The 22,262-nt window shown below is 51.5% G+C and carries 24 protein-coding genes and 1 pseudogene; 11 read left to right on the top strand and 14 right to left on the bottom strand.

The genetic code is table 11. The features are described from left to right. Positions 1–15: 15 nt before the first annotated feature. On the top strand, positions 16–840 hold the full coding sequence (dapD, locus tag G535_RS0110740; protein WP_026862060.1) for a 2,3,4,5-tetrahydropyridine-2,6-dicarboxylate N-succinyltransferase: 825 nt from the start codon (positions 16–18) through the stop codon (positions 838–840). Between the two features lie 22 nt (positions 841–862). Here the strand turns inward: dapD and truC are convergent, their stop codons facing one another. Continuing rightward, positions 863–1,567, bottom strand: coding sequence for a tRNA pseudouridine(65) synthase TruC (gene truC / locus G535_RS0110735; RefSeq protein ID WP_026862059.1), 705 nt, complete (start codon positions 1,565–1,567; stop codon positions 863–865). Further along, the gene (locus tag G535_RS14400; RefSeq protein ID WP_241970438.1) at positions 1,560–1,985 is read right to left on the bottom strand and encodes a YqcC family protein; all 426 of its coding nucleotides are present in this window, start codon (positions 1,983–1,985) and stop codon (positions 1,560–1,562) included. Before G535_RS14400 ends, truC begins: the two co-directional genes overlap by 8 nt. On the opposite strand from G535_RS14400, the gene G535_RS13500 reads away from it, so the two are divergent. After that, positions 1,978–3,015 (top strand): DUF3549 family protein, encoded by a 1,038-nt coding sequence (locus G535_RS13500; RefSeq protein ID WP_051207153.1) that lies wholly within the window; start codon positions 1,978–1,980, stop codon positions 3,013–3,015. The genes G535_RS14400 and G535_RS13500 overlap by 8 nt on opposite strands. After that, on the top strand, positions 3,005–3,310 hold the full coding sequence (locus G535_RS0110720; RefSeq protein ID WP_026862057.1) for a DUF3301 domain-containing protein: 306 nt from the start codon (positions 3,005–3,007) through the stop codon (positions 3,308–3,310). The genes G535_RS13500 and G535_RS0110720 overlap by 11 nt, the downstream gene beginning before the upstream one ends. Here the strand turns inward: G535_RS0110720 and G535_RS0110715 are convergent. Genes G535_RS0110715 through G535_RS0110705 form a run of 3 tightly spaced genes read right to left on the bottom strand, consistent with a single transcriptional unit; the run spans position 3,292 to position 4,897 of the window. Continuing rightward, a complete protein-coding gene (locus G535_RS0110715; protein ID WP_026862056.1) occupies positions 3,292–3,621 on the bottom strand; it encodes an Mpo1-like protein in 330 nt (109 codons plus the stop codon). The two genes, G535_RS0110720 and G535_RS0110715, sit on opposite strands and share 19 nt — an antisense overlap. Continuing rightward, complete coding sequence (locus G535_RS13495; RefSeq protein ID WP_034728061.1) at positions 3,614–4,291, bottom strand: GNAT family N-acetyltransferase; 678 nt, start codon at positions 4,289–4,291, stop codon at positions 3,614–3,616. The genes G535_RS0110715 and G535_RS13495 overlap by 8 nt, the downstream gene beginning before the upstream one ends. Positions 4,292–4,342: 51 nt before the next feature. Beyond that, a complete protein-coding gene (locus tag G535_RS0110705; RefSeq protein WP_026862055.1) occupies positions 4,343–4,897 on the bottom strand; it encodes a SecY-interacting protein Syd in 555 nt (184 codons plus the stop codon). Positions 4,898–5,017: 120 nt separating this feature from the next. On the opposite strand from G535_RS0110705, the gene queF reads away from it, so the two are divergent. Genes queF through G535_RS0110690 form a run of 3 tightly spaced genes read left to right on the top strand, consistent with a single transcriptional unit; the run spans position 5,018 to position 7,675 of the window. Continuing rightward, positions 5,018–5,863, top strand: a complete 846-nt coding sequence (queF, locus tag G535_RS0110700; RefSeq protein ID WP_026862054.1) for an NADPH-dependent 7-cyano-7-deazaguanine reductase QueF — start codon at positions 5,018–5,020, stop codon at positions 5,861–5,863. Positions 5,864–5,895: 32 nt separating this feature from the next. After that, positions 5,896–7,251, top strand: a complete 1,356-nt coding sequence (gene ppnN, locus G535_RS0110695; RefSeq protein ID WP_026862053.1) for a nucleotide 5'-monophosphate nucleosidase PpnN — start codon at positions 5,896–5,898, stop codon at positions 7,249–7,251. A gap of 49 nt (positions 7,252–7,300) precedes the next feature. After that, a complete protein-coding gene (locus tag G535_RS0110690) occupies positions 7,301–7,675 on the top strand; it encodes a DUF3192 domain-containing protein (RefSeq protein WP_026862052.1) in 375 nt (124 codons plus the stop codon). Between the two features lie 15 nt (positions 7,676–7,690). Here G535_RS0110690 and rlmM read toward each other — a convergent pair whose 3' ends face one another. From rlmM to G535_RS0110650, 8 genes and pseudogenes are all read right to left on the bottom strand, one after another. Beyond that, complete coding sequence (gene rlmM / locus G535_RS0110685) at positions 7,691–8,782, bottom strand: 23S rRNA (cytidine(2498)-2'-O)-methyltransferase RlmM (protein ID WP_026862051.1); 1,092 nt, start codon at positions 8,780–8,782, stop codon at positions 7,691–7,693. Positions 8,783–8,828: 46 nt separating this feature from the next. After that, on the bottom strand, positions 8,829–9,461 hold the full coding sequence (locus G535_RS0110680) for an alpha/beta family hydrolase (protein WP_034728058.1): 633 nt from the start codon (positions 9,459–9,461) through the stop codon (positions 8,829–8,831). Beyond that, positions 9,454–10,353, bottom strand: a complete 900-nt coding sequence (locus G535_RS0110675; RefSeq protein WP_026862049.1) for a transcriptional regulator GcvA — start codon at positions 10,351–10,353, stop codon at positions 9,454–9,456. The genes G535_RS0110680 and G535_RS0110675 overlap by 8 nt, the downstream gene beginning before the upstream one ends. A gap of 10 nt (positions 10,354–10,363) precedes the next feature. After that, positions 10,364–11,128: an SDR family oxidoreductase gene (locus G535_RS0110670; RefSeq protein ID WP_026862048.1), complete on the bottom strand. Its 765-nt coding sequence runs from the start codon at positions 11,126–11,128 to the stop codon at positions 10,364–10,366. A gap of 9 nt (positions 11,129–11,137) precedes the next feature. Further along, positions 11,138–12,037, bottom strand: a pseudogene (mmsB, locus tag G535_RS0110665) (3-hydroxyisobutyrate dehydrogenase); the annotation flags it as partial. 36 nt (positions 12,038–12,073) lie between these two features. After that, complete coding sequence (locus G535_RS0110660; RefSeq protein WP_026862046.1) at positions 12,074–13,192, bottom strand: enoyl-CoA hydratase/isomerase family protein; 1,119 nt, start codon at positions 13,190–13,192, stop codon at positions 12,074–12,076. A gap of 36 nt (positions 13,193–13,228) precedes the next feature. Further along, positions 13,229–14,386, bottom strand: a complete 1,158-nt coding sequence (locus G535_RS0110655; protein ID WP_026862045.1) for an acyl-CoA dehydrogenase family protein — start codon at positions 14,384–14,386, stop codon at positions 13,229–13,231. Positions 14,387–14,396: 10 nt separating this feature from the next. Further along, entirely contained in the window at positions 14,397–15,896 is a 1,500-nt protein-coding gene (locus G535_RS0110650) for a CoA-acylating methylmalonate-semialdehyde dehydrogenase (protein ID WP_026862044.1), read from the bottom strand. A gap of 131 nt (positions 15,897–16,027) precedes the next feature. Between G535_RS0110650 and G535_RS0110645 the strand changes: the two genes are divergently transcribed. After that, positions 16,028–16,921: an AraC family transcriptional regulator gene (locus G535_RS0110645; protein WP_026862043.1), complete on the top strand. Its 894-nt coding sequence runs from the start codon at positions 16,028–16,030 to the stop codon at positions 16,919–16,921. An 11-nt stretch (positions 16,922–16,932) separates the two neighbouring features. After that, on the top strand, positions 16,933–17,781 hold the full coding sequence (locus tag G535_RS0110640; protein ID WP_026862042.1) for an EamA family transporter: 849 nt from the start codon (positions 16,933–16,935) through the stop codon (positions 17,779–17,781). Between the two features lie 15 nt (positions 17,782–17,796). Here the strand turns inward: G535_RS0110640 and G535_RS0110635 are convergent, their stop codons facing one another. After that, complete coding sequence (locus tag G535_RS0110635; RefSeq protein WP_026862041.1) at positions 17,797–18,978, bottom strand: acetyl-CoA C-acyltransferase; 1,182 nt, start codon at positions 18,976–18,978, stop codon at positions 17,797–17,799. Positions 18,979–19,039: 61 nt separating this feature from the next. On the opposite strand from G535_RS0110635, the gene G535_RS0110630 reads away from it, so the two are divergent. From G535_RS0110630 to G535_RS0110620, 3 genes are read left to right on the top strand one after another with little or no spacing between them, the layout of a single operon-like run. Further along, complete coding sequence (locus G535_RS0110630; RefSeq protein ID WP_420834819.1) at positions 19,040–19,468, top strand: MerR family transcriptional regulator; 429 nt, start codon at positions 19,040–19,042, stop codon at positions 19,466–19,468. Between the two features lie 2 nt (positions 19,469–19,470). Next, positions 19,471–20,640, top strand: a complete 1,170-nt coding sequence (locus G535_RS0110625) for an isovaleryl-CoA dehydrogenase (protein ID WP_026862039.1) — start codon at positions 19,471–19,473, stop codon at positions 20,638–20,640. Between the two features lie 14 nt (positions 20,641–20,654). Then, a complete protein-coding gene (locus tag G535_RS0110620; protein WP_026862038.1) occupies positions 20,655–22,262 on the top strand; it encodes a carboxyl transferase domain-containing protein in 1,608 nt (535 codons plus the stop codon).

Raw genomic sequence — 22,262 nt, 5'->3', positions numbered from 1 at the left:
CCAAAGGAAATTTTCATGACTGAATTGCAAGCCCGCATTGAGAGCGCTTTTGAACAGCGCGCGAACTTGACTCCTGAAACCATTAGCGCCCAACTCCGTGACGACCTGAACGCCACGCTTGCAGGAATTGACGCTGGTGAACTGCGCGTTGCAGAAAAGATTGACGGTCAATGGCAGGTGCATCAATGGCTGAAGAAAGCCGTCTTGTTATCGTTCCGTGCCAACGACAACGTCGTGATGGAAGGTGGTGAAACGCGCTTTTTCGACAAAGTAGCCAGTAAATTTGCCGACTACGACAATGCCCGCTTCCAAGCGGAAGGCATGCGTGTAGTGCCGCCGGCGATGGTGCGTAAAGGCGCTTACATCGGTCGCAACGTCGTGTTGATGCCATCGTACGTAAATATTGGTGCGTTCGTTGACGACGGTACTATGGTCGACACTTGGGCTACCGTAGGCTCTTGTGCTCAAATTGGTAAAAATGTGCACTTATCTGGCGGCGTCGGTATTGGCGGTGTACTTGAGCCACTCCAAGCGAACCCTACCATCATTGAAGACAACTGCTTTATTGGTGCGCGTTCAGAGATCGTCGAAGGTGTGATTGTGGAAGAAGGCGCAGTGATTTCTATGGGCGTTTACATCAGCCAAAGCACCCGTATTTACGATCGCGAAACCGGTGAAATTCACTTCGGCCGGGTGCCAGCAGGTGCGGTTGTCGTACCTGGTGCCCTCCCAAGTAAAGACGGCACGCACAGTTTGTACGCAGCGATTATCGTGAAGAAAGTCGATGCCCAAACACGCGCGAAAGTAGGCGTGAACGAACTTTTACGTAACGTCGAGTAAGTCTTCGCAAGGAACGCGCGCCTTACGCAAAGGCGCGCAATAACGGTTCTGGAATTGGCAATTGTACTTCCACACGCTGTCCGCTATGCGGGTGCTGAAACGCCAAATAGGTGGCCGCAAGCAATAACCGCTGGCAGTCAAAATGTTCCCGGAAAAAGCGGTTATGGCGGCCATCGCCATGATGGCTGTCACCAATAATCGGGTGCCGCAAATGGGACATGTGGCGACGCAACTGGTGCTTACGCCCCGTCACTGGCCGCAATTCCATCAATGAATAACGACTGGTTGGATGGCGCTTTCCGACCGCGTAAGGCAACTCAATTTGTTGCAAACAGCGATAATGGGTTTGCGCCGGTTGCGCTTCTTTATCTTGATTGGCTTGTTTATCCGCAATTTTGTCGAGTTCTTCACGCAACGGGTAATCTAAAAATCCGTCACCTAAATAGCCTCTTACCACCGCATGGTAGCGTTTCTCAACCTGTCGCTCAGTGAACGCTGTGGTCAGTGCCCGTGCGGTATCAGCATCTTTGGCAAACAGCAACACCCCAGAGGTGGGCCGATCTAAACGGTGGGCTGGGAACACATGTTGACCAATTTGGTCGCGCAGCATTTGCAGCGCAAACTCCTTGGCATCTTTGGCAAGCCAACTACGATGGACTAACAAGCCGCTCGGCTTATCAATCGCGATTAAGCTGTCATCCTCATAGAGGACGCTTAACTCAGACATCGTCAGCCAGTGGATCAGCACCACTGAGCAAGATATCAAACTCACGTAAGCTGGCGATCAAGGCTTCGTGATTCTCCAATTCTTTGCGGTAAACATGGGCCGCCATTGGGCTCACGGCGATGTTCTGCGGCAACGGGTGTTCACCATCAATCACATCCCACATGCGCGGCAACATGATAAATTGCAACCATTGATGAAAATCGAGCTTGTCGATGGCAAAGGGTTCGCGACTTTGCAGTTCATGTGGCGCTGGGCATTCGGTCTGCCACAGGCCTAAACAATGCAATTCAGCTTCGATGCGTTCAAGTAAACGTGCAGCACGTTGTCGTTGGTCCATTACTACCTCCACGACGAGAAAATCGTTATAATGGCGCACATCTTTCAGCAAAATGACCTTTGATGCAAGTTTAATGAGCATTTCTACTCTTTCAGAATTACTTCATGAAGGCCAAAGTGCCTTTCTGTGTTACGACCTTGGTCGCCGTGTGCAGCCGATCAGCACCAATGTTTTCCAAGCCGTCGAACAGCAACGCACGCCCTACCCTTACCCGGTGCAAGGTCACGCCTGCTTCGCGTTGGTATTTTGGCCGCAATTGGCCACCTCTGAACAGGACCCTTATCTGTGGTTTTTAAAGTTTCCGCTGGATGAGCGCGGCTTACTAGAAGCCAGTCACGTCCAACAGTTTATTACCTCGGTGATTACCTTGCTGGGGCAACAAGTGACGCATGCGCTCACGCCAGAGCAAGAACAACAGATACAGCAATCGCCTTATCTCTTTACTCCGATTGAGGCAAAACGTGCCGCCTTGCACGCGCAACTGGCACAAGTGTGGCAACGGCCTGCTTCGGTACACTACGAATTAGCACTCACCGCCTTGCAGCAACCGGAGCACTGGCAGCAGGTCGGTGTGCAAGGTCTACATGATGTCGCAGCTCGCTTAGCTGAACAAACACAGGTCTGTGACGCTATCGCCACGCAATTTCTGACGTATCCGCAGCCGCTGCGCCAAGCGTTGGCCGCAGCCCTTGAGCATCAGCAGCTACCGCCTGGGTTAGCGCAGTCCCTCGGACGGCAACTACAACAGTGCGATGCTGACGCCGCCCGTGTCGATCTGCTTCGCAGCGTCGCAGGTGGTATCGACAACGCCGAGGTCGTCGCCGGGATCCAACATATACTACAACAGCCAAGCCAAGATGAAGTGATTGTGTGTACCGCACGGCTTTGGGATGCCTTTGATCCAGTGCGCCAACATGCGGTGCCATTGCAGCAGCTACTTGACGCTATGGCTCAATTACCGGCAGATTATTTTGCTGGCTTACTCAGCGATCTGTTGCGGTTACCTATGCTGCGTCCGCACCTGCTGAGCACCTTGCAACGCGACGACTTGCCACAGCAGATCAAAGCCGCATGGCAACACTTTACAGGAGTCGCTACGCATGCTCAGTGATGCCATTTTACTGATTGGGGTGTGCTTTGTTGCCATGCTGTTTTGGCAGGGCCGCCGCCAAGCTGAGTTGGCGCGTTTTCACGCCAAACGTTATTGCGAACAACATCAATTGCAGTTGCTCGATATCGCTTGGCTCAATGGTCGTCCACGTCGTATGGGTGGTCATTGGGGCTGGTTCAGCCGCTACCAATTTGCCTTTAGTAGCGACCGAGAACACCGCTATGAAGGTGAAATCCATATGCTGAACTTGCGCTTACAGCATATCGAAACACCGGTCTATCGCTTACCAGACTGAGTCCGTTTTCCCGTCAGTGTACGCTGCCAAAATTCGGCGTACATGACCCAGTCGCCTAACAAGGAATACCAAGGGTGTTTGAAGGTGGCTGGCTTGTTGTGTTCAAAAAAGAAATGCCCCACCCAAGCAAAGCCGTAACCCAGCACGGGTACGGCCAGCAACCACCACCATTGCTGGGTGATCAGCACCGCCACCAAGACCACCAACACCAGGCTACTTCCGATATAATGCAAGCCACGACAGGTCGGGTTGCTGTGCTCTTTTAAGTAATAGGGATAAAACTCTTTAAACGATGCGAACTGCTTAGCCATTCGCCACCTCTGCTGACTGCGCTTGGGCAGGATAAAACAAGAGTTCACCGTTGACAGAGCCGATGGTGAGTTCCTGCACTCGTCGATAACCATGCTGCAAAAACAGTTGCTTATGATGTGGTTGGGTAATGAGCACGGCGATACCTTGCGAGTTAGGTGCATCGGTTAAGGCTTGTTGCGCAGCCCGCACCAGCATATCCCCCCAACCTTGTTGCTGATATTGCGGACCTACCGCAATAAAGGCGAGCATATGATAATTTTCCAGGCCCAATTCTGCTGCAATAAGCGCTTGAATGCGTTCTTCTTTCTCCACCAACTGCTTGGTGCTGACATAACCGGCCGTAAGCAGCATTTTTAAGCGCCAGTGCCAATACCGTCCCGGCCCGAAGCTTTTGCCTGGTTCAGTAAGGCAGACCACCCCCAAGAGCGTATCGCCGCTGAACAAGCCAATCATCGGTTGTTCAGCTTCCCAAAACGCATTGAGTTCTTCACGAATCGCGGCGCGTAAGCGCTTCTCATAATCAGGTTTATCCGCCTGAAACAGCGACATCAATAACGCATCGTCATGGTATGCAAGATAAAGCAGTGATGCCGCTAATTTAAGTTCCGCAGAGACCAAATAACGTAATTCGCCTTGTAGCGTCGGTTCGGTAGCTTGTGTTGTTGTCATTAGTGTACCTTTGAGGTCTGTAGTAATGATTACAAACTAGCCGATTGCTGGTTAATTATCTAGCACTCTTGGCGTGGATTTTTGTAGAAACTCGGTCAGGTTGCTTGCCAACTGCTCGTGCTGGGAGCATCCAACAAACTCTAAGCCAACGGCACCCGTGTCATTATCAAGCGTGATCAGCAGATCATCGGAGGTTTCCGCGAGCCCAAGAAACAAGGTGATCGGTTGTTTTAAACGACGCTTCATCAACACGTGCCCCGCTTGATTTGCGAGCATTCGTTCAGCATCTTCATCGCCGTGCATATGCAACAACCACAATGGATGACCGTCCCAGTCCACCGCTAAATCAGCACTGAACCAACGCGAAAAATAGCTGACAAAGTCCTCATGAAAGGGCGCCTCAAGCGCATTCATTAAATCGGTGAAGTCGAGCGCTTGTTGCTGCCGCACGGGTTGCCAACGCACGCTGTCATCGTCACGTACCGCACCAACATAGATAGGGGCTTGCCAGTCGCCATTGGCCTCGGTCACCAGTGGCACTTCAGCGGCAGTGTAGGCGGCAAGGTAACGGTCGATAAGGTCATCGAGAGCGGTAGTGATCGTCATGGTATCCTCTTTCGTACAAAACGGTTGAACAGCGGCATCGTGCTGGCATCTCGCGAAGTGTGGCGGTATGATGTACGACTGGCTGAAATTTAGAGAAGTGTAACAAGGTAATCCCAAGCAATGAAGCAATCTCCTGCTGATCATCCCCTCGCCCACCTAGAATTAGGTCAAGCGACCGAGTATCCCGAACATTACGACGCCAATTTGTTAAAACCTGTCCCGCGCCAGCTGAATCGTACTCCGATTGGTATTGCTTCAGGCCAGCAATTGCCGTTTCACGGTGACGATTATTGGACCGGATATGAATTGTCTTGGTTATTGCCCAACGGGTTACCACAAGTGGCGATCGGGTACTTTAAAGTACCTGCGAGCAGCCCTAACTTGATCGAATCGAAATCGTTCAAGTTATATCTCAACAGTTTTAACGCCAGCCAATGGCCATCATGGCAAGCGGTGGTACAAACGCTTGAGACAGACCTATCTGCTTGTGCAGGTGGACCTGTGCGTGTGCAATTGCAGCCTGTCGACCATGTCAACGCCCATCAAGTTGGCCAATTTAGCGGGCACAGTATTGACGCCACAGATGTTGCCATCAGTACCTATGACTACGCGCCTGAATTGCTTCAGCACGCAGGTCATGAGCGTGTCACGGAAGTGTTGTACAGTGATTTATTAAAGTCGAACTGCTTAATCACCAATCAACCGGATTGGGGTTCGGTGTACATTCACTACCAAGGACGAGCCATCGACCGGGCAGCACTGCTGCGCTATATTGTCTCGTTCAGAAATCACAACGAGTTTCATGAACAGTGCGTGGAACGCATCTTCATGGATCTCACCCAGCGCCTCGACATCGACAAGTTGTCGGTCTATGCGCGCTACACACGACGCGGCGGGCTTGATATCAACCCGTTTCGCTCGAACTTTGAGGCGGCCCCGGAACTGACAAGATTAAGCCGCCAGTAGGTATAAGAAGAGAAAAGAAAGAAGGAACTCGAATGAAAATAACTATTTCACCTCGCGGTAGCATGAGTTTGCTGTCGCAATTGGAAATTGACCGATTACAAGCCTCAAGTGACGAACAGCTCTATCGCCTTTTCCGTAACTGCTGCCTCGCGGTATTGAATGCGGGCAGTACCACTGATAGCAGTGAAGAAATTTTTAATAAATACGACGATTTTGACGTAAACGTGATCAAATGTGAGCGTGGCGTTCAACTTGAACTGATTAACCCACCAGCCGAAGCTTTTGTTGACGGTAAACTCATTGCCGGTATGCAAGAGTTGGTCGAAGCCGTATTGCGCGATATTTTGTTTACTGGTGAGCGTTATAACGCGCAAACCCTGGAAACCGCTGATACGCATACACTTACCCACGTTGTCTTCGATATTTTGCGTAACGCCCAAGTGGTGCAGCCGAATCTCGATCCGAATATCGTGGTCTGTTGGGGTGGTCACTCAATTAACGAAATTGAATACAAGTACACCAAAGAGGTTGGCTATCATTTAGGTCTGCGTGCTCTGAATATTTGTACCGGTTGTGGTCCTGGCGCAATGAAAGGCCCGATGAAAGGCGCAACCATTGGTCATGCCAAACAACGTATTCCTGATGGCCGCTATTTAGGTTTCACTGAACCAGGCATCATTGCTGCTGAGCCACCGAACCCTATCGTCAATGAACTGGTGATCTTGCCAGATATTGAAAAACGTTTGGAAGCCTTCGTTCGTTGTGCCCATGGTATCGTGATCTTCCCAGGTGGTGCGGGTACAGCTGAAGAGCTGCTTTACCTGCTAGGTATTTTGATGCACCCAGCGAACGAGCGCCAAGTGTTCCCAATCGTGTTGACCGGTCCAGCAAGCAGCAAAGGTTACTTCGAGGCCATTGATGACTTTATTGTGGCGACCCTCGGTGAAGAAGCCTGCAAGCTGTATGAGATTATCATTGACGATCCTGTCACTGTGGCGCGCAGAATGTGTGAAGGCACTCTCGCGGTCAAAGAGTACCGTCGCGCAACTGGCGACTCGTACTGCTTCAACTGGACCTTACACATTGATGAGCCGTTCCAACGTCCGTTCGTGCCAAATCACGACAACGTTAAGAACCTCAACTTACATCGTGAACAAGAACCGCAACTCTTGGCCGCTGACCTCCGTCGTGCGTTCTCCGCAATCGTTGCCGGTAACGTGAAAGATGAAGGTATCCGTGCCATTCGTGCCAACGGCGTGTTCGAAATTCATGGTGAACGTGAGATGATGCGGAAACTCGACGTGTTATTGCAGGCGTTCGTCGAACAAGGGCGAATGAAATTGCCGGGTTCGGTTTATCATCCATGTTACCGTGTGATCACTGACTAAAGCTGTCGTCAGTTGCGAGCTAGATAGAGCAAAAGTAAGAGGCGTTGTTATGTCAAAAATGGCGAAAATTGTCATCATTGGGTTTCTCATTTACCTAGGGCTAACAGCGCTTATCTTAGCAACCTATCAAGCAGATCCGGACAACATGAGTTGGCAGGAAAGGGAAACCTTTAACCTGAAGCAAATAGGTCGTTTCGACCTGGGCTTGCTAAAAGATGATGTGATTCGTCTGTTGGGGTCGCCCGATATTAGCGAAGCCAAAGCAACTGCAGATGGTGAAGAGGTGTTGGTGCTGTTTTATCGCACCCATCATGTGAAGTCTGACGGCATCACCACCCGTGATGAATGCACGCCATTGTTATTTAAGAACGGCTCCCTGATTGCATGGGGAGCCGATGCTTACGAAGATTACCAAAACTTTTAGCGTATTCCGCCGGCGTTAGAGCCAGCGGATGTGTACGGTAATCTCTTCGCGGTCGTGATAAAGCTGCTTAGCTTGTAGCTCAAAGCGTCCACGCCCCTGCTCCATCAGCGTTTGCTTGATGTGCTCAAGGTACTCCGACACCGCTGCATAACGGCGCTTCATTGGTAACTTGAGATTGAAGATCGCTTCTTTGCAGTCCTCAGTCAATAACCAATCGGTCATCAACTCACCCACTCGTGCAGGTTTCTCGACCATATCGCAAACCAACCAAGTGACGTTCTTTTTCTTTGGACGGTACTTAAAGCCGTCTTCTTGAATGTGTTTCACTTGCCCAGTTTCCATCAGCGATTCCGCCATCGGGCCATTGTCGACCGCTTGCACCATCATGCCACGGCGCACCAATTGATAAGTCCAACCGCCTGGCGCAGCGCCTAGATCAACTGCATTCATACCTGAGGTAGCACGTTCTTCACGTTCATGTTCAGGAACAAACACTTGAAAGGCTTCGTCGAGCTTCAAGGTTGAGCGACTTGGCGCGTCACTTGGCATGCGCAAGCGTGGAATGCCCATCAACCAAGGTGACTGATTAAAGCTAAAGGAAAAACCCAAAATCACCGTCTGACTCGACAGGAAAAACGCGTGCAATGTAGGGCGACGATCGCTCTCTTTCGCGGTCATCCAGCCAGCCTGACGAAGGCCCTGCCGTAAGGGCACGGTAAACTTTCGGCAAAACTTCGACAGCTCTTTGCCCTCGTTGGTATCTGGCGTTTCCACTCGCAAGGCTCCAGCTGGTTTAATACTGGCAAACGCTTCGGTGACCTGTTCATCCAGCAACGCCATTTGAATCGCTGAGACGCGATCTTGCGCAGGTAAATCATTGATTTCGGCCAAAATCGTAATAAATTGACGGGTAAAAATAAGGTCTGACAGCGCCAACTTTTTCGCTAAATGCTCAGATTCTTCAACCGCACAACGGTACACCACGTAGCCTTGTTGAGGTTTCGTCTGGCAGTAGCCAAAACTCCCCAACACCGCGGTTTTTTCCTGCAATTCAGCAGCACAGTCGTTCTCAAAGCCCGGACGACAATAGGCGATAATTCCACTCATACTCTTTCACTTTACCTTGCTTGCTGCGTGGTGGCGCGCTGGTGTTCTACCGTGCGTCATCAATAAAGGCAACCACGCGATCAATCGCTTGTTGCCAAAGGGTGCGGCGTTCCAAACCACTCCGCTTGGTTGGCTCAAAACTATGGTCGCCATGCGCCAACCAATGCACGGTGAGGTTTTCAGGCAGATCATAACTTGCCACTTCAGGCGGCTTGCCAAACCCATCACGCTCACCTTGAATAATCAGGTTTTGCTGACAATGGTTCGGCAAATCGTGCAATCGTAACTTGTCCGGTTTACCCAGCGGGTGAAACGGAAAACCAAGGCCAATCGCACCTCGCGCCCCTGCCGCATCCGCCACCCGAAATGCAACCCGTGCACCCATTGACTTGCCCATCAAAAACAATGGCTTACCATCATCAAACTGTGAAATCACAGTTTGCAGAGAGTGTTCAAGTTGCGGCATTGGATTGGGTGGACGACGCACGCCAGTATCCATAAATTTTTGCCAATAAGGAAAATTAAAGCGCACCACATCGATATCATGCAAGGCCAAACCTAAGGCCATAAACTGCATAAAATCACTTTGTAACCCTGCACCTGCACCATGAGCAAAAATGATCCGAACCGCACCATCAGGGTTATCGCGTTGCACCGCAACACGCTGACCATTACTCATACGCGTCTTCTTCCTCTTCGACAACTTTCAGTAACCAATTCCGAAAGGTGGCGATTTTACCGATTTCTGACTGAGAGTCACGGCAAACCAGATAAAAAGACTTACGCCGTGGTAAAACCTCAGGAAAGATTTGCACTAAGTGCCCGGCGTCAATCTCCGGCTTGACCAACACATTATTTGCTAACGCGATGCCTTGACCATGCACCGCCGCTTTGAGTGCTAGATTCGAGTGACTAAAAATAGGTCCGTTATCGCCTTTGTTTTTGTCAATACCGACCAACTTAAACCAGTCTTTCCAAGCATTGCGGGTTTCGTCATGTAACAAGGTATGGTTCAGTAAATCTTTCGGTTCAGTGAGCGGTTTCGCGCCATTCAACAATAAGGGCGAGCACACCGGCAGAAGGTATTCGTTATGGAGCTTATAGGCTTTCAAGCCTGGCCACTTGCCCGCGCCATAATAGATCGCGACATCGACATCATCGGTTAACGAGCCATCAACCTCATCGACGGCGCGAATCCGCACATCGATTTCAGGGTAAGCTTCACGGAAGCGACTCAAGCGTGGCACAAACCACAAAATAGCAAAGCTCGGCGGTAAACTGATGGTCAATGAACCGCGTTCCGAAGCACTTTTCACGCGCTCGGTAGCTTGCAGCATGTGGTCGAAGATTTCTTTCAGTTCGAGGTAGTACGTTTGCCCTTCAGGCGTCAGGAGCAGTGAACGATTACGGCGGATAAATAGTTTTACCCCCAAAAAATCCTCAAGGCTTTTGACTTGGTGACTGACCGCTGCTTGGGTCACATAAAGCTCATCCGCAGCGCGGGTAAAGCTCAAGTGCCGAGCAGCAGCTTCAAACGCCTTTAATGCATTTAATGGGGGTAATTTTCGCATGTCGTTCCAGTTAGAGTCGGACGCCTCCGTCTATTTCTACCACACGACCACTAAAGAAGTCATTCTCAATAATATAACGCGCACTGTGTGCAATCTCATCAGGCTGGCCCCAACGACGCAGTGGCACCATGCTCAACGCCCGCTCAATGGCTTCTGGCTTCATGGTTGCCGTCATTGGTGTTTCGATAAAGCCCGGCGCAATTGCACCACAGCGAATACCGAAGCGACCCAATTCACGGGCCCAAGTGACCGTCATAGCAACCACACCAGCTTTGGTTGCCGCATAGTTGGTTTGGCCAATATTACCTGCTCGAGCCACACTTGAGATATTAATGATCACGCCACCGTTACCGGCTTTCGCCATATGACCTGCCGCTTCACGACCACACAAGAAGGTGCCGCTCAAGTTCACATCCAACACAGACTGGAACTGCTGTAATGGCATTTTGTGCGTTAACTCGCCGTCTTTGCATTTGATCAGCATACCGTCGCGTAAAATACCGGCGTTATTGATCAACACGTTAATTGCGCCAAAATCGGCAACAATACGCTCAAACACAGCTTCAACGGCAGCTTCGTCAGTGACATTCGCAGCGTAGCCTTGCACCTGACGTGCACCTTTGTCGCGACAGATCGTCGTCGCTTCGTCTAGGGTCTCTTGATTCATATCAATCAAGGCAATGGCGGCGCCTGCGGCGGCAAAGTGCTCCGCCATCGCACGGCCGAGCCCTTGTGCACCACCGGTAATTACGATGGTACTTGTTGCTAGTTCCATGGTTCTCTCCTACTTCTTCTGTTGCGGAGTAACATACTTGAAAATACTGGAAAAGTCTTCTCGACCGTGACCTAATTGTGCCCAACTACGGTACAAATTCAAGGTTAACGAGCCCATAGGGGTACTCGCACCACTGCGTAACGCCGCTTGTTGTGCCAAACCTAGATCTTTCGCCATCAAATCAACCATGAAGCCGCCATCGTAGCCGTTACTGGCTGGCACATTTTCCATCACCCCTGGGCACGGATTGTAAACTTCGAGGGTCCAGTTTCGTCCTGAACTTTGCAGCATAATCTCTGACAGCACCTTCGGGTCGAGCCCATGCGCGATACCTAATTGCAAAGCTTCTGACGTACCAGCCATCAGCACCGATAACAGCATGTTGTTGCAGATTTTAGCGACTTGGCCAGCACCAACGTCACCGGCACGAAAGACGTTTTTACCCATCGCCGAGAGTACGTCTCGGGCTTGTTCGACAGCATCGGCGGCACCGCCACAAATAAAGGTCAAGGTGCCCGCTTTCGCGCCACCCACACCACCTGACACCGGTGCGTCAATAAAACGAATGTTGTGCTCAGCGAGTGTACTACCGAGCTTACGCGCAGTTTCTGCACTAATGGTGCTGCAATCAATCACTAAGGTAGCGCTGGACAGTTGCGACTGTAATCCCTTGTCACCGAGGTAGACCCCTTCCACATGGTGATCTGCCGGTAGCATCGAAATCACATAATCCGCACCATCAGCAACGTCAACTAAGTGTTCCGCAGTGCCACATCCCGCCTCTCGCGCTTGCGCAAGCGCCGTTTCTGACAAGTCAAACACGGTCACTTGGTGACCTGCAGTAACAAGGTTGGCCGCCATTGGCCCACCCATGTTACCTAGTCCAATAAATCCAATTTTTGCCATGGTTGCTTCCTCTGTTGTTCTGTCGTTTTATTCGTCGTGTTAGAGATCAGCTAACGGATGTTCTCCCGCCGACCACGGCGAGGTAAAAAAGGCATCCACATCTTCGGCGGCAACATCGGCAACCGAGGCGTGCTGCCATTTAGGTTGTTTGTCTTTATCAATCAGTAAGGCGCGAATCCCTTCAGCAAAATCACCTCGGGCAGCGCATTGTGCCGACAAGGTGGTTTCCAAACGGAAGCAATCTGCCAACGACAAATCTTTACCCACGTGCAATTGATTCCAGACAATATGCGCGGTCATTGGACAGCCGCGCGCTAGCGTTTTCGCGGCGCGGCCGAGCCATTTATCTTCGGTTTCGAGCCCCGTAATGGCGTTCACCACCGTGGTCACTTCGTCGCCGTCGGTCAAGCTTTGGATCAACGCATGATTGGGCTCAACTTGTGCGGCCGGACGCAGTTTGCTGTCCCGGTCGCCTTGCGCGTTAAGCACATCGGAAACTTTTTCGCGGTTAAGACTGGCGGTGTCACCCCAGGTCACTGCGCTGAGGGCATCGAGCACCTCTTGCTTAGCGCTGCTGGCAACAAAATGATCCGCAAGTTTTAGAAACAGTGCGTCGCTGGCATTCATATGTGCGCCGGTGAGCCCTAGAAACAAACCGCAGCCTTTAGGCATCTGATTGAGAAAGTGTGTAGCGCCAACATCAGGGTATAATCCAATGGTAATTTCTGGCATCGCCAACAACGACCGCTCCGTTACGATCCGATGGCTACCGCCGTTCATTAAGCCCATACCGCCGCCCATCACAATCCCATCGCCCCAAACAATAAAAGGTTTAGGGAAGGTATGAATGGCGTAATCAAGGCGATATTCCTGCCCGAAAAACTCAGCCACATCGTCAACCAACTCACCCGGCTGTTCACGCATTGCGTTGTACATGGCAACGATGTCGCCACCGGCACAAAATGCTTTTTCACCTGCGCCCTCAAGCCAAACGCAGGCAATGCCATCGTCCTCTGCCCACGCTTTAAGCTGAGGCAACAACAACTGAATCATCGGCAAACTTAATGCGTTCAATGATTTTTCTGAGTTTAAGCGGGCAATACCGATACGCTTATCGCCACCGGCGGCACGCTCTTCAAACTGAACCACTGTCATCATCACTCCTTGTGTACTGTTGTGGGGGCTTAAGCGCCATTAAAGAATGGCGCGCTCCACGTCAGCGAGCAAACGGCGACCAATGATCACACGCATGATTTCATTAGTGCCTTCGAGAATTTGATGGACCCGCACATCACGCACATGGCGCTCTAACGGATACTCTTTGATGTAACCGTAACCACCGTGAATTTGTAGCGCTTCGTTACAGACTTGGAAGCCAACGTCCGTCGCAAAGCGTTTTGCCATGGCACAGTAGGTCGTTTTGTCAGCATCGTTATTGTCGACTTTGAACGCCGCCAAACGCACCATCTGACGTGCTGCCACCAACTCGGTTGCCATATCTGCGAGTTTGAATTGCAAGGCTTGGAATTGACCAAGCTCTTTGCCGAACTGTTTACGTTCAAGCATGTAGTTGCGCGCAGTGTCGAGCGCAGCCTGCGCGGTACCGACAGAACACACAGCGATATTGATACGACCGCCATCAAGACCCATCATGGCAAATTTGAAGCCTTCGCCTTCCTCACCTAACAGGTTTTCCGCCGGAATACGAACGTCTTCAAAGCTCACCAAACGCGTTGGCTGTGCGTTCCAGCCCATCTTGTCTTCTTTTTTGCCGTAACTAATTCCTGCCGCATCGGCCGGCACGACAAAGGCCGAAATGCCCTTCGGGCCAGCTTCGCCGGTACGCGCCATTACCACCAAGACATCGGTGCTACCTGCGCCCGAGATGAACATTTTCGAGCCATTCAAAATATAGCTATCACCGTCTTTCTTCGCGGTGGTACGCAAACTTGCTGCGTCAGAACCTGAGCCAGGCTCGGTCAAGCAATACGAACCGAGCTTTTCACCGGTGACCAGTTCAGGCACCCATTGCTCAATGACGCTAGGCTTGGCAAACGAGCCGATCATCCAGCTCACCATGTTATGAATGGTCATCATCGCGGTGGTCGCGGTGCAGCCCATCGCTAACTGTTCAAAGATCAATGCGGCGTCCAAGCGGCTCATGCCAAAGCCGCCCGCTTCTTCTGGGGTGTACATGCCCATGAAGCCCATTTCACCGGCTTTGCGTAACACCTCTACCGGAAAGTGGGCGGTTTCGTCCCACTCCGCAGCAAAAGGCGCAAGTTCTTTTTCAGCAAAAGCTTTGGCGGTATCGACAAAGGCTTGTTGATCGTCGGTTAAATTAAAATCCATGGCTCACCTCTTACTTCAAATGGATGGTCATATTGGGGCCGCTCGCGTCAGCGATATCGCTTTCAAACCAACGCGCCGTAATGGTTTTGGTCTCACTGTAGAAACGCACCGCTTGCTTACCATAGGCGTGTAAGTCACCGAAGAACGAGCCTTTCCAACCGGTGAACGAGAAGAATGGCAATGGCACCGGAATTGGAATGTTAATGCCAACCTGACCCACTTCAATTTCGTGTTGGTATTTACGCGCTGCAGCACCGCTGGCGGTAAACAACGACGTGCCGTTCCCGTATGGGTTGGCGTTTACCAACTCAATCGCTTCTTCCAGGGTATCGGTCGTCGTGGTGCAAAGCACTGGACCAAAAATTTCGTTTTTGTAGATTTCCATGTCGGTGGTCACATCGCTAAACATCGTCGGACCAACCCAGTTACCGTTCGGGAAGCCTTCGACCTGGCAATCACGACCATCGACCATCAAGGTTGCGCCTTCTGCCTGACCTTGCGCGATCATGCTTTCCACCCGCTGTTTCGCTTGTGGGCTAATCAATGGCCCATACGCAGCGTCTTTATTGTCCCACGCACCCGGACGTACTTTCTTCAATTCGGCCGCGACTTCAGGGATCCACTCTTTCGCCGCACCAACAAATACTGCAACCGAAATAGCCATACAACGCTGACCAGCAGCACCAACAGAAGCGCCGACCAAGTTGCTGATCACTTGGCTCTTATTCGCGTCAGGCATGATGACACAGTGGTTTTTCGCGCCAGCAAAGGCTTGTACGCGCTTCATATTCTCAGTACCACGACGGTAGATGTATTGACCAACAGGTACCGAACCAACAAATGAAATCGCCTTCACAGCCGGTTCATCAAGAATAAAGTCAACTTGCTCTTTGGCACCGTGAATCACTTGCAGCACCCCTTTCGGTGCGCCAGCTTGTTCAAACAGCTCTACCAAACGTGTTGGCGTCAGTGGATCTTGCTCCGACGGCTTCAAGATGAAGGTGTTGCCGCAAGCAATGGCTAATGGGAACATCCACAATGGGATCATGGCCGGGAAGTTAAATGGCGTAATCCCCGCGCAAACACCTAAAGGTTGCGTGTAACTGTACGTGTCGATACCACGGGCAACGTTCTCAACCGTTTCCCCCATCAGTAAAGATGGGATATTGGCAGCATGCTCAACCACCTCGATACCACGCCACACATCACCTTTGGCATCATCAAAAGTTTTACCGGTTTCGCTGGCAAGAATTTCAGCAATTTCATCGTGGTGCTCTTTCAATAAGGCTTGATAGCGCATCATCACTCGCGCCCGCTCTGAAACCGGTGTTTCTTTCCAGGTTAAGAAGGCTTTCTTAGCGCTGGCAACAGCTGCGGCCATTTCGTCTTGCGTCGCACAAGGGGCTTGGGCGATCACTTCTTGGGTCGCTGGGTTGGTCACATCAATCCACTGCTGTGATTTCGATTGGACGAATTCACCATCAATATAAAGGGGTACTCGCGTAGTCATTAGAAATTACCTCGTTGTTCTCATCTAAGCTCTGACGTTATGTTGGCACGTATTTAAGCACCTAACGCATCGCTTTAACATTGACGTTCTTGCCTCTATAATGGACAAAATTGTTATTTTGAACCGATTCTATGAGCCAACCATCAAGCTGGCCACTGCCTGCTGGCAGCTCGCGTGTCGTCTTACCGCTAGAGCTCACCAGCATGCTGGCCCAACATCCATTAAGCCAACACTTGTATCCATTAGCGTATGGACACTATTTAACTGCGAAAGGTCATCGCGCTAGTCGCGCAAAACCTACCGATCAACTAATTATTTTTTGTCACAGCGGGCGCGGTAGCTACCGGGTGACCACGCCAGCAGGCAAGGTGCAAGGCACACTCGGCGCTGGCCAGTTGTTGCTACTTCCGGCTGGGGCTGCACACACCTATGAAGCGGACAGTAAACAACCGTGGAGCATTTATTGGGCCCACTATGATGGTAAACTTGCCAGCCAAAGCATGGATTTCCTTGCGGTTTCAGAACAAAGTTTCGTGCTCAATTTACCGCACTGGCAAGAGCTCCTGCCTCCCGTCACTGAGCTGCTCAACTTACAACATCAACGCTGGCAACAGCAGCGCGCTCTTCTTGCTGCCACGCTATTACAGCATCTTCTCGCTCAAGTCCTGCAATTGGCGAATCAAACCCAGTATCACCAAGACTTCGATCTGCTTGCGCTAGAACGCTTCATGCAAGACAATAGCCACCGCGATCTTGACCTGAGTGACTTGGCCGCGGTGGCCGGTTTATCGCGCTTTCACTTTGCCAAAAAATTTAAAGCGGTCACCGGCACATCACCGATGCGCTATTTCAGTGAGCTAAAAATACGTTTGGCGTGCCAGCGCTTAGATAACAGTACTGCCAGCATCCGTGCGATTGCACAAGAACTCGGGTTTGAAGACCCTTACTATTTCTCACGCCTGTTTAAAAAAGTGATGGGCGTCGCGCCAAGTAATTATCGCGACAGCCATCAACGTCGACGCTAGGAGCACATTGCATGTGGATTTTATGGGCCGTAACCCTATTTTGGGCAGCCAGTTTTTCACTGATTGGCGAGTTTCTCGCCGGCCGTGTTGACGGCTACGTTGCCGTTTTTATCCGCATGGCGCTGGCTTTAGCGTTGTTCTTGCCGCTGTGGCGACCGGCCCGTTTACCTCTACTCAAGCAGCTCGCTTTGGTCGGCATCGGTGCCATTCAAATCGGTATTATGTACTTATTTCTCTACCATGCCTTTTTGTACTTGAGCGTGGCAGAGGTTTTATTGTTCACTATTTTTACGCCGCTGTACGTGACCCTGGTCGACGAAGTCCTGTTTCAACGTAAAGCTGTGCATCCACGCTGGTGGTTGGCGGCCGCACTCGCCGTCATCGGCGCCGCCGTGATCCGCTTTGACCAGCTCAGTGATGATTTCATCACTGGCTTTTTACTTATTCAGGCGGCCAACCTCTGCTTTGCTGCCGGCCAAGTGTTTTATAAACGCTTACCTTTGGGCTCGAGCCGCCAACAACTGCATGTCTTTGCCCTGTTCTTTATTGGCGCCACCCTCAGTGCTGGTCTGGCGATGCTGGCCTTTGCAAATTTCGACAAACTGCCAACCACCACACTGCAATGGGGCATTTTGGTGTGGCTGGGACTGGGCGCATCAGGCGTTGGCTATCTGGCTTGGAACCTTGCCAGTAAAAAGGTCAACACCGCCCAACTCGCCACCATGAACAATATGTTGATCCCTGCAGGCTTAGTCGTGAACTTCGCCTTCTGGGGTAACCACGTCGATTGGCTCCGCCTAGCTATCGGCGCTGCTATTTTAGCCAGCGCCGTCGTTGTGGCCTCGAAACGAGGCCGCTAAGCAATCCGCGATGGCTTAAACCAGTTCCACGGCAACCGCCACGGCTTCACCACCACCGATACACAGTGAGGTCACGCCGCGTTGCTTGCCATGACGACGCAAGGCATGCAGCAAGGTCACCAGCAAGCGCGCACCGCTCGCACCGATTGGGTGACCTAATGCACAAGCACCACCGTGCACGTTCACTTTGTCATGGGCAATGTCCATTTCTTGCATGGCCAACATCGTCACCATGGCGAAAGCTTCGTTGATTTCCCACAAATCAACATCGTCTTTTTGCCAACCCACTCGCTCCAGCAGCTTGGTCATCGCCCCAATCGGCGCCACGGTAAATTCTGCGGGCGCTTGGGAATGGGTTGCATGCCCCACCACACGTGCAAGCGGCTGTAAGCCACGCGCTTTGGCGTCACTTTCACGCATCAACACTAAGGCGGCAGCACCGTCTGAAATAGAGCTTGAGTTCGCAGCGGTAATGGTCCCGTCTTTGGCAAACGCTGGACGTAAGCCAGGAATTTTCTCCGGCATCGCCTTACCCGGCTGCTCGTCAATGCTTACCGTCACATCACCTTTACGGGTGCTGTAGGTCACCTCGACGATTTCATCGACAAAGGCACCTTCGGTAATGGCGTTTTGCGCACGCGTCAGTGACTCAATCGCGAAGGCATCCATTGCTTCACGACCTAACTTGTAATCATCCGCAGTACTTTGCGCATAACACCCCATGGCTTTACCTTCGTAGGCGTCTTCCAGGCCATCAAGCATCATATGGTCATAAATAGCATCATGGCCCATACGGAAACCGCCACGCGCTTTCTTCAGCAGATAAGGCGCGTTAGTCATGCTTTCCATACCACCGGCAACCACCACATCGGCGGAGCCAACGTGTAACAAATCGTGCGCAAACATCACCGCTTTCAAGCCTGAGCCACAGACCTTATTAATGGTGGTCGCGCCAGCACTACGTGGTAAGCCAGCGTGCAAGGTCGCTTGCCGCGCAGGCGCTTGACCGAGCCCCGCTGGCAACACATTACCCATAATGACTTCATTCACATCTTCGGCACGCAAACCACTGGCAGCTACCGCTGCTTTAATGGCGGTAGCCCCTAAATTCGGTGCATCAACTGCGCTAAGGCTTCCTTGAAAGCCTCCCATCGGCGTACGTTTCGCCGCAACAATGACGACTGCATCAGACATAATATCTCTCTTACCTTTACGTTAACGTCAACTTGATTTAAGCTTACCGTCCAAACCAGACACAATGCAAGTAAAAATGAACGATAGCACCACCTACAGTATTGGCGAACTCGCCCGCGAATTTGATATTACCACGCGTAGTATTCGGTTTTATGAAGACCAAGGTTTGTTAACCCCGCAACGTCAGGGCCAAACCCGTCTATATACCAACAAACACCGCGTCCGTTTAAAGCTTATTTTGCGCGGCAAACGGCTTGGCTTTTCGTTGTCTGAAACCAAACGTTTGTTCGACCTGTACGATGTCGAAAATAGCAGCATTCGTCAATTAGATACCATCTTGGAGTTGATTGAAGAGAAGCGCGCCTCGCTGCATCAACAACTCGAAGATATCAAAGTTTTATTAGTTGAATTGGGGAACCTCGAAGATCGTTGTCGCGACGAGCTTACCGAGCTGCAACACACCTCCCCTAACCAAGAAATGACACCGGAGTAGTTATGATTAGTCAGTTCAGCCAGTTAAATTTCGGCCTCGGCGAAACCGCCAACATGATCCGTGAAACCGTCAATGCCTTCGCGCGTGACGAAATTGCCCCTCGCGCAGCAGCCATCGACGAAGCGAATGAGTTTCCTGCCGACTTATGGCAGAAATTTGGTGAACTAGGACTGCTCGGCATGACCGTGCCGGAGGCATACGGTGGCTCTGGTTTAGGGTACCTTGAGCATGTTATTGCGATGGAAGAAATCAGCCGTGCGTCAGCATCGGTCGGCTTAAGCTATGGTGCTCACTCCAATTTGTGTGTGAATCAAATTGCGCGCAATGGCAATGAAGCACAAAAACAAAAATACCTGCCAAAACTCTGCTCGGGCGAGCATGTCGGCGCCTTAGCAATGAGCGAACCTAACGCCGGTTCTGATGTGGTCAGCATGAAACTGCGCGCTGAATTGCAAGGCGACCATTACGTGCTAAACGGCAACAAAATGTGGATCACCAATGGTCCCGATGCCGATGTGCTAGTGGTGTATGCGAAAACCAATCCAGAAAAAAATTCACGCGGCATTACCGCCTTTATTATTGAAAAAGACTTCCCTGGATTCCGTACTGCACAAAAACTCGACAAACTCGGTATGCGTGGTTCAAACACTTGTGAGCTGGTGTTTGAAGATTGCAAAGTGCCGGCCGAGAATATTCTCGGCCAGCTCGACGGCGGCGTCGAAGTGTTAATGAGCGGCCTTGACTACGAACGCGCCGTGCTTGCCGCAGGTCCACTTGGCATTATGCAAGCCTGCCTTGACGTGGTGGTGCCGTATCTGCACGATCGTAAGCAGTTCGGTCAGAGCATTGGCCAGTTCCAATTGGTGCAAGGTAAAGTCGCCGATATGTACACCCGCACCAACGCTGCGCGCGCCTATGTTTACGCCGTTGCGCAAAGCTGTGACCGTGGTGAAACAACCCGTAAAGACGCGGCCGGTGCGATTTTGTATGCCGCCGAACTAGCCACTCAGTTGGCGCTAGACGCCATTCAGTTACTCGGTGGTAACGGCTACATTAATGAGTACCCCACGGGACGTTTGCTGCGTGACGCCAAATTGTATGAAATTGGTGCCGGAACTTCTGAAATTCGCCGTATGCTGATCGGTCGTGAACTGTTCAGCGAATCCGCCTAAACAGGAGCCTAATCGTGACGGTTCTCAACAGCACAGTGAATACCAAAGACGCCACTTATCTTGCCAACGCAAAAGCAATGCAAGCGGTGGTCGATGAACTTTATCAAGACGTCGAAACCATTAAGCAAGGCGGTGGTGCCAAGTACCAAGAGCGCCACCTCGCGCGCGGTAAATTACTCGCTCGGCAACGGATCGAGAAGCTCCTCGACAGTGGTTCGCCGTTTCTTGAAATCGGCCAATTCGCCGCCTGGGAATGCTACAGCGACAATGTGCCTGCAGCGGGTGTGGTCGCAGGTATAGGTCAGGTTGAAGGCGTGCAATGCATGATTGTCGCCAACGATGCGACCGTCAAAGGTGGCACCTACTACCCGTTGACGGTGAAAAAACATTTACGTGCACAAGAAATTGCCGAACGTTGTCACTTGCCCTGTATCTACTTGGTCGACTCGGGTGGTGCGTTCTTGCCACGGCAAGACGAAGTGTTCCCGGATCGTGACCATTTTGGACGTATCTTCTTTAACCAAGCCAATATGTCGGCCAAAGGCATTCCACAAATTGCAGTGGTGATGGGCCTTTGTACCGCAGGCGGCGCTTATGTGCCGGCAATGGCTGATGAAAGCATTATCGTGAAAGAGCAAGGCACCATTTTCTTAGCCGGACCGCCTTTGGTGAAAGCGGCCACGGGCGAAGAAGTGAGCGCTGAAGAACTCGGTGGTGCTGATGTGCACACGCGCGTGTCTGGCGTTGCCGACCATTTCGCCATGAATGATGAACACGCCCTCGCCCTTGCCCGCCGCTCTGTCGCGCGGTTAAATTATCAGGGCGCACAAGCGGCAACCCCAGAGCCGGTCAAACCACCACGTTACGATGCCGAAGAGTTGTATGGCATTGTCGGTACTGATTTACGCAAACCTTATGACGTGCGTGAAGTCATTGCGCGGGTGGTCGACGATTCTGACTTTGATGAATTCAAACAAAACTACGGCAACACCCTCGTCACCGGGTTTGCCCGCATTCATGGCTACCCGGTAGGTATTGTTGCGAACAACGGCATTTTGTTCTCTGAATCGGCACAAAAAGGTGCACATTTCATTGAGCTATGCGCGCAGCGTAAAATTCCATTGGTGTTCTTACAAAACATTACCGGCTTTATGGTCGGCAAAAAATACGAAGCTGAAGGCATTGCCAAACACGGTGCCAAAATGGTGACCGCAGTCAGTTGTGCCCAAGTACCTAAGTTTACTGTGCTTATCGGCGGTAGTTACGGTGCTGGCAACTACGGCATGTGTGGTCGTGCGTACGACCCGACCTTAATGTTCATGTGGCCAAATGCACGCATCTCGGTCATGGGTGGCGAGCAAGCCGCAGGCGTGATGGCGCAAGTCACCAAAGACAACCTCGCTCGCAAAGGCGAGACGATGTCGGCAGAAGACGAGCAAAAGCTAAAACAGCCAATCATTGAGCAGTACGAACAGCAAGGGCATCCTTACTATGCCTCAGCGCGCCTGTGGGACGATGGCATTATCGATCCGGCACAAACGCGTACCGTGTTAGGACTTAGCCTAGCAGCCGCCAACAATGCACCTATTGCGGACACCAAGTTTGGTGTCTTCCGCATGTAA

Source organism: Pseudidiomarina sediminum DSM 21906 (assembly GCF_000423165.1).
Taxonomy (GTDB): Bacteria; Pseudomonadota; Gammaproteobacteria; order Enterobacterales; family Alteromonadaceae; genus Pseudidiomarina; species Pseudidiomarina sediminum.
This window is presented reverse-complemented; position numbering and strand designations above follow the sequence as displayed.